This window comes from Algibacter sp. (assembly GCF_049667265.1).
GTDB lineage: Bacteria > Bacteroidota > Bacteroidia > Flavobacteriales > Flavobacteriaceae > Algibacter_B.
In genome coordinates this window covers 1-2680 of record NZ_JBATHX010000288.1, presented here as the reverse complement: position 1 = coordinate 2680, position 2680 = coordinate 1, and the positions used below count along the sequence as shown (strand labels likewise).

Below are 2680 nucleotides of genomic sequence, written 5' to 3'. Positions count from 1 at the left end.
CTGTTTCTTATCAAAATATTAATGCCGAATATATTGTATTTGCCGAAGGTTCTGGTATAAGTGAAAATCCATTTTTTAATAGGTTACCTCTAAATCCTGCTAAAGGAGAACTATTGACTATTCACGCCCCAGATTTGAAAATTGATTTTGTATTAAAGGCTGGTGTATTTTTAATTCCCTTGGGAGATGATTTATATATAGTTGGGGCGACTTACGAGTGGAAGGATTTAAGCCACTCGGTTACTAAAAAGGCTAAAACTGAGCTTTTAGGTAAACTTGAAAAGCTTATAAATTGTCCGTTTAAAGTTGTTAATCAAGTTGGGGGAATAAGGCCAACAGTTAAGGATAGAAGGCCTTTGGTTGGGAGGCATCATGAGCACAATAACCTATTTGTTTTAAACGGACTTGGTACGCGTGGTGTTATGATTGGGCCTTATGTAGCTAAGAAACTTTTTGATTTTATAGAACATCATGAACCTCTTGAAAAGGAAATAGATATTTCTCGATTTAACTAAAAAGTTGAGGAGGACTGCGTTAGGGATTGTAGTGGAAAGCCCACAGCCCGACGTAGGAGGTGCGAGGACTTGTAGCGGAAAGCCCGACCCTTTAGGGTAACGCCCAAAAAATTATTTCTTTTTTAAAGATTTATCGTAACTCATAAAAAAGTTAATCCAAATATTTCTTGAAATTCGCATTATTATTGGCATAAATACCACTAGAGTGCCTACTATGGAAATAAAAATATAGTTAAGGCTGGCATTAAAAACGTAAAAACTTATTACAAAAGCGGCTACAGCAAAAGCAATACCTACACCGTAACTAACGTACATGGCACCATAAAAAAAGGAAGGTTCTATTTTGTATTTTGTGTTGCAATTACTGCATTTTTCATTCATTTTTAGTGCTTCGGATAGCACATAGGGATTCTTGTTTGTGTACATGGATTCTTCATGACATTTTGGACATGTACCGGTAAAAATGCTATATAATTTTGATCCTTTTTTAAACATATAATTTAGTGTACTTTTGCAGGCGAAATTGCAATGCAAAAATAACATTTTAACAAATACGCATTGTGACAAAAGTTACATTTCTATGATGAACATTCATAACTTATCGATTTCTTTTCAAGGAGAATACCTGTTTGAGGACATTACCTTTAAACTGGGTAATGGCGATAGAATTGGTTTAATTGGTAAGAATGGCGCGGGGAAATCTACGATGCTTAAAATTTTATCGAAAGAAATGGAGCCTGATACCGGGCAAATTGCTGCTGATAAAGAATTGAAAATCGGGTTTTTAAAACAGGATATTGATTTTATTTTTGGTAGAACGGTTTTAGAAGAATCGTATGAAGCGTTTACGGAAATAAAAGCTTTGGAAGCGCAAATGGAAGCTGTTAATACCCAATTGGCTGAACGTACGGATTATGAAAGTGATGCCTATCATCAACTTATGGTTGATATTAATGAGCTGCAACATCAATATGAAATTCAAGGTGGTTATAACTACCAGGGCGATACTGAAAAAATTCTTCAGGGTTTAGGTTTTCAGCGTGAAGATTTTAATAAACTTACTGATACCTTTTCTGGTGGTTGGCGTATGCGTATTGAGTTGGCTAAGTTGTTACTTCAAAATAACGACATTTTACTTTTAGATGAGCCAACAAACCATTTGGATATTGAATCTATAATTTGGTTGGAAGGGTTTCTAAGAAATTATGCGGGTGCCGTGGCTATTGTGTCGCATGATAAAATGTTTCTGGATAATGTAACTAACCGAACTATTGAAATTTCTTTAGGGCGTATTTATGATTACCCAAAACCGTATTCGAAATATTTGGTATTGCGTGACGAATTGAGAACACAACAATTGGCTTCTCAAAAAAATCAGCAAAAACAAATTGAACAGACTGAAAAGCTTATTGAAAAGTTTCGTGCCAAAGCATCAAAAGCTACCATGGCGCAATCACTTATTAAAAAGCTTGATAAAATTGATAGAATTGAGGTTGATGAGGACGATAATAGCGTAATGACCCTTAATTTTCCTGTGTCTATTACGCCAGGAAAGGTGGTGGTTGAAACCGAAAAGGTGTCGAAAAATTATGGTGATAATCTGGTTTTAAAAAATATTGATTTACTAATTGAGCGTGATAGTAAAACGGCGTTTGTTGGGCAAAACGGACAGGGAAAATCAACTTTAGCAAAAATAATAGTTGGTGATATTAAATATAACGGGCATTTAAAACTCGGGCACAATGTACAGATTGGTTATTTTGCGCAAAACCAAGCTGAGTACCTAGACGGTAATAAAACTGTTTTAGACACCATGATTGATGCTGCAAATGAAACGAATAGAAGTAAAGTTCGAGATATTTTAGGGTCATTTTTATTTAGAGGCGACGAGGCTGAAAAATATGTGCGCGTATTGTCTGGAGGTGAGCGTAACCGCTTGGCTTTAGCTAAATTAATGTTACAGCCATTTAATGTGCTTATTATGGATGAGCCAACAAATCACTTAGATATTAAGTCTAAAAATGTTTTAAAAGAAGCATTAAAACGATTTGAAGGCACATTAATATTGGTTTCGCATGATCGTGACTTTTTACAGGGTTTAACAAATTTTGTTTATGAATTTAAAGACCATAAACTGAAACAATATTTAGGGGATATAGATTATT

Annotated in this window: 3 protein-coding genes; 2 read left to right on the top strand and 1 reads right to left on the bottom strand. The window is 34.8% G+C overall.

Features of this window, described 5'->3' with window-relative positions; genetic code table 11:
• A partial coding sequence (locus WBN21_RS10685; RefSeq protein ID WP_424200119.1) for an NAD(P)/FAD-dependent oxidoreductase occupies window positions 1–515 on the top strand: 515 nt, incomplete at its 5' end.
• A 111-nt stretch (window positions 516–626) separates the two neighbouring features.
• Here WBN21_RS10685 and WBN21_RS10680 read toward each other — a convergent pair.
• On the bottom strand, window positions 627–1010 hold the full coding sequence (locus tag WBN21_RS10680; RefSeq protein ID WP_424200117.1) for a DUF983 domain-containing protein: 384 nt from the start codon (window positions 1008–1010) through the stop codon (window positions 627–629).
• A gap of 85 nt (window positions 1011–1095) precedes the next feature.
• On the opposite strand from WBN21_RS10680, the gene WBN21_RS10675 reads away from it, so the two are divergent.
• Window positions 1096–2680 (top strand): ABC-F family ATP-binding cassette domain-containing protein (locus WBN21_RS10675; protein ID WP_424200115.1); only part of this gene is annotated, 1585 nt, incomplete at its 3' end.

Excerpts from the sequence above, each read along its gene's own strand:
- WBN21_RS10680 (WP_424200117.1), bottom strand. The coding sequence starts at position 1,010 with ATGTTTAAAAAAGGATCAAAATTATATAGCATTTTTACCGGTACATGT.